3 protein-coding genes are annotated in these 2,526 nt (G+C 71.9%); 2 read left to right on the forward strand and 1 reads right to left on the reverse strand.

Translation table 11 applies throughout. The features are described 5' to 3' along the window. Positions 1 to 58 precede the first annotated feature (58 nt). Both ACXJKR_RS29635 and ACXJKR_RS29640 read left to right on the forward strand, forming a co-directional pair. A complete protein-coding gene (locus tag ACXJKR_RS29635; RefSeq protein WP_457325892.1) occupies positions 59 to 1,036 on the forward strand; it encodes a GlxA family transcriptional regulator in 978 nt (325 codons plus the stop codon). Between the two features lie 146 nt (positions 1,037 to 1,182). Continuing rightward, entirely contained in the window at positions 1,183 to 1,428 is a 246-nt protein-coding gene (locus ACXJKR_RS29640) for a hypothetical protein (protein WP_457325893.1), read from the forward strand. Between the two features lie 52 nt (positions 1,429 to 1,480). On the opposite strand, the gene ACXJKR_RS29645 is transcribed toward ACXJKR_RS29640, so the two are convergent. Beyond that, on the reverse strand, positions 1,481 to 2,526 hold a 1,046-nt coding region (locus tag ACXJKR_RS29645; RefSeq protein WP_457325894.1), incomplete at its 5' end, for a serine hydrolase domain-containing protein.

A 2,526-nucleotide genomic window follows, 5' to 3' on the forward strand; every position in this document is an offset into this window, starting at 1 on the left:
GCCCGCATCATGGATGCAGAAGGTGCGTTGCAGGCTGTCGCCGGGAAGGAAACCGCCATTGCCTGAGCCCATACAGGTTGTCTTCGTCCTGCAGGACGACAGCCTCGTTCTCGACTGGGCCGGGCCCGCCGAGGCCCTGCGCCTGGCCAGCCTGGAGATCGCCGCGCTGAAGCTGGWTGTCGCGCCCTTTGCCCTGCGCTTCGCCGGCACGCGCAGCGAATCCACAGGCTCGGTGGGCATCCAGCTGCAGGCGCTGGAGCCGCTGCCGGAAGATCTGCCCGATGGCAGCTGGATCGTGCTGGTCGGCCGCACCTCGGCCGCGGAGGCGAAGTCGCAAGCGGCCCGGCGCGAACTCATCGCCTGGCTGTCTCGCCTGGCACCTGGCCGCCCTGGGCTGCGCCTGGTCACCGTCTGCTCCGGCGCCCTGCTCGCGGCCCATGCCGGCCTGCTCGACGGCCGCCGGGCGACCACGCACCACCAGCATCTTGGCGACCTTGCCCGCCTCGCGCCCCGCTGCACGGTGCTGCAGGACCGCGTCTTCGTGCAGGACGGCGAGGTGTTCACCAGCGCCGGCGTGACGGCCGGCATCGACCTGGCCCTGCATCTGATCGCCGCGCATGCCGGCGAGCTGGTCGCCGCGCGCGTCGCCGAGCAGATGGCCGTGGCGCTGCGCCGTGGCCCGGGCGACCCCGAGCTGTCGCCTCTGCTGGCCCACCGCCAGCACCTGAATGCGCGCCTGCACCGCGTGCAGGACGCGCTGAGCGTGGCACCGGCCGAGGACTGGCCGCTGGAGCGCATGGCCGACCTCGCCGCGACCACGCCGCGCACGCTGAGCCGCCTGTTCGCCCAATACGCCGGCACCAGCCCCCAGGCCTATCTGCGCGGCGTGCGCCTGGCCGTCGCCAAGCGTTCGCTGGAGGCCGGCGCCAGCGTCAGCGCGGCCAGCGAGGCGGCCGGTTTCAACTCCGAGCTGCAACTGCGCCGCGCCTGGGCCGCGGTCGGCTGGCCGGGCACGCCATCCAGCGCCAGGCGCTAACGCAGGGCCTGGGTGGCGCCGGTTCGTCCCGCGCAATTGCAGTTCATCCGCCCGCGCCGGCGATCCGTCGCCCGGCACTCGCGGCGCCCGGGGTCAGTGACGAAACTGCAATCACTGACACAGCGAACCACCCACCGGAGCCCACCATGAACACCGCCGCCAAGACCTTCATCGTCGCCATCGCTTCCGTCGCCGCCGCAGCCGCTGCCGGTGTGAGCCTGGCCAACCGCACGGCGGCTCCGGCCACCGAGATCGTGAAGCTGGAACGCGTGGTCATCGTTGGCAAGCGTGCCGAAGCGCCGGTGGTGGCCCAGCTGCCGCGCGTCGTCATCGAAGGCCGTCGTGACGTGACCGCGGTAGCCGCCGCCCAGACGCCGATCTGGATCGTCTGAGCCCACGCTGCCGTCAGTCACCCCACCCGCCGCTGGCGGGTTTTTTCTTTTTCTAGGCGCAACAGGCATAAAGCGCCTGCACCAGCATCGCCGCGTTAGGCCCGCCAACAACACCCGGCGCCATGCGGTTCATCATGTAGGCGAGGCAGAGCCGCCTCTGCACGTCCACCAGCACCAGCGACCCGCCCCAGCCGCCCCAGAAGCAGATGCGCTGCTCGGGGATGAAGGGCAGCGTGGCCGGTTCGGGCAGGCCGTAGCCGATGCCCATGCACAGCGGCACGCCGAGCACGAGGTCGATGCCGCGGGCCTGCACGTCGAAGATGCGACCCACCGTCTCGGGCTTCAACCAACGCCGGCCGGCGAGCGTGCCCTCGCAGGCGACGATGGACTGCAGCCGCGCTACCGAGCGCGCATTGCCATGACCGTTGGCCGCACCAATGTCGGCCCGGCACCAGTCCTCGCGGTGGCTGTAGGCCGCGTCGGGCGCGGGGTTGCCCAGGGTGCGCAGCATGGGGCTGTCGGGTGGGATGGCCGAGAAGTCGACCGGCGTGGGTGGCGGCGGCACAACGCGGGCCACGCGCGCATCGTGCTCGGGCGGCAGGCCGATGTGGAAGTCGGCGCCCAGCGGTCCGGCCAGCTCGCTGGCGAGAAAGGCGCCGGTCTTCTGCCCGGTGATGCGGCGGATCAGCTCGCCGACCAGATGGCCGTAGTTCAGCGCGTGATAGCCCGAGGCGCTGCCCGGCGTCCACCAGGGCGACTGCGCCGCCAGCAGCGCCGTGCTGCGCTCCCAGTCGCAGAGGTCGCCCATGCCCATGGGCTGCTCCCAGCCGCTGACGCCCGAGGTGTGGCCCAGCACGTCGCGCACCAGGATGCCGCTCTTGCCGTTGGCGGCGAACTCGGGCCAGTAGGCGGCCACGGGCGCGTCCAGGTCCAGCTCGCCGCGGTCGGCCAGCAGCAGGGCGCACAGCGAGGTCATGGTCTTGGTGGTGGACCAGACATGGGTCAGCGTGTTGCGGTCCCAGGGCTGCTGCTGCGCCTCGTCGCGCCAGCCGCCCCAATGGTCGAGCACCAGCTCGCCCTCGATGGTCAGCGCCAGCG

This window comes from Roseateles sp. P5_E11, from assembly GCF_054049355.1.

Bases quoted from the DNA above. Each gene is read 5' to 3' on its own strand.
- ACXJKR_RS29640 (WP_457325893.1), top strand. From the start codon at position 1,183: ATGAACACCGCCGCCAAGACCTTCATCGTCGCCATCGCTTCCGTCGCC.